The following is a 1395-nucleotide window of genomic DNA, read 5'->3' as shown; positions in this document are numbered from 1 at the left end:
CTTACCGCCCTCGGTGTGTCGGGGGCAGGAAGGTCGCATCATGACCGACACTCTGGTGGCTGTGGAGCCATCTGATGAACACGATGACGGGATCGTCGAGGTGCCTGCGGACCACAGCGTCGATGAACTCGAGGTAGCCCGCGAGCTGGTCCGCCAGGCCCGGGAGGCCGGGGTCCGCCTGACCGGTCCGGATGGGTTGCTCAAAGCGATGACCAAAACGGTGCTCGAAACGGCGCTCGATGAAGAGATGTCAGAGCATCTCGGGTACGACAAGCACGACCAGCGTGGTCGTGGGAGTGGCAACTCGCGCAACGGGTCTCGATCGAAGACCGTGCTGACTGATGCGTGTGGGCAGGTCGAGATCGATGTCCCCCGGGACCGGGCAGGCACCTTCGATCCGCAGATCGTGAAGAAGCGCCAACGCCGCTTGACTGATGTGGATGAGGTGGTGCTGTCGCTGTATGCCCGAGGGCTCACCACCGGTGAAATCAGCGCCCATTTCGCCGACATCTACGGTGCTGCGGTCTCCAAAGACACGATCAGCCGGATCACCGACCGGGTGCTCGAAGAGATGTCCACCTGGCATGCCCGTCCGCTCGAACGCGTCTACGCCGCGGTGTTCATCGACGCCATCCATGTCAAAATCCGCGATGGGCAGGTAGGGCCCCGGCCGATCTACGCCGCGATCGGGGTGGATCTGGCCGGGCATCGTGACGTGCTCGGGATGTGGGCAGGTGAAGGCGATGGTGAGTCGGCAAAGTACTGGCTGGCGGTGCTTACCGAGCTGAAGAACCGGGGTGTAGCCGACATCTTCTTCCTCGTCTGCGACGGGCTAAAGGGCCTGCCGCAATCGGTCGGGGCGGTCTTTCCCGACACGGTGGTGCAGACGTGTGTCATCCATCTGATCCGGGGCACATTCCGCTATGCCGGCCGCCAGCACCGCGATGCTATCGCCAAGGCGATCAAACCGATCTACACCGCCCCCACCGCTGCAGCCGCGGCCGAGGCGCTGGATGCGTTCGACGCCGAGTGGGGGCACCGGTACCCGGCAGCTATCCGGTTGTGGCGCAACGCATGGCAAGAATTCATACCGTTCCTCGACTACGACATCGAGGTCCGTAAGGTGATCTGCTCGACGAATGCGATCGAGTCACTCAACGCCCGCTACCGGCGCGCAGTGCGGGCTCGTGGGCATTTCCCGAACGAGCAATCGGCGCTAAAGTGCCTGTACCTGGTGACCCGGTCGCTCGACCCGACCGGCACCGGACAGAAACGATGGACAATGCGGTGGAAACCAGCACTCAACGCATTCGCCATCACCTTCGCCGACCGCATGCCGGCCAGCGAAGACAACTAACCGAAAACGCCACTTACACCGTTAATCTGATACTCCCC

The 1395-nt window shown here is 62.9% G+C and carries 1 protein-coding gene; it reads left to right on the top strand.

Annotated elements, in window-relative coordinates; genetic code table 11:
• The first annotated feature begins 40 nt into the window (after positions 1–40).
• Positions 41–1357 carry an IS256 family transposase gene (locus FFS52_RS23515; protein ID WP_249358717.1) on the top strand — a complete coding sequence of 439 codons (1317 nt, stop codon included), beginning with the start codon at positions 41–43 and terminating at the stop codon, positions 1355–1357.
• Positions 1358–1395: the final 38 nt, after the last annotated feature.

Source organism: Gordonia sp. ALPHA1B1, assembly GCF_005502615.1.
GTDB lineage: Bacteria > Actinomycetota > Actinomycetes > Mycobacteriales > Mycobacteriaceae > Gordonia > Gordonia hongkongensis.
Note: the sequence above shows the minus strand (reverse complement) of the source record. Positions and strands in the feature narration are given on the sequence as shown.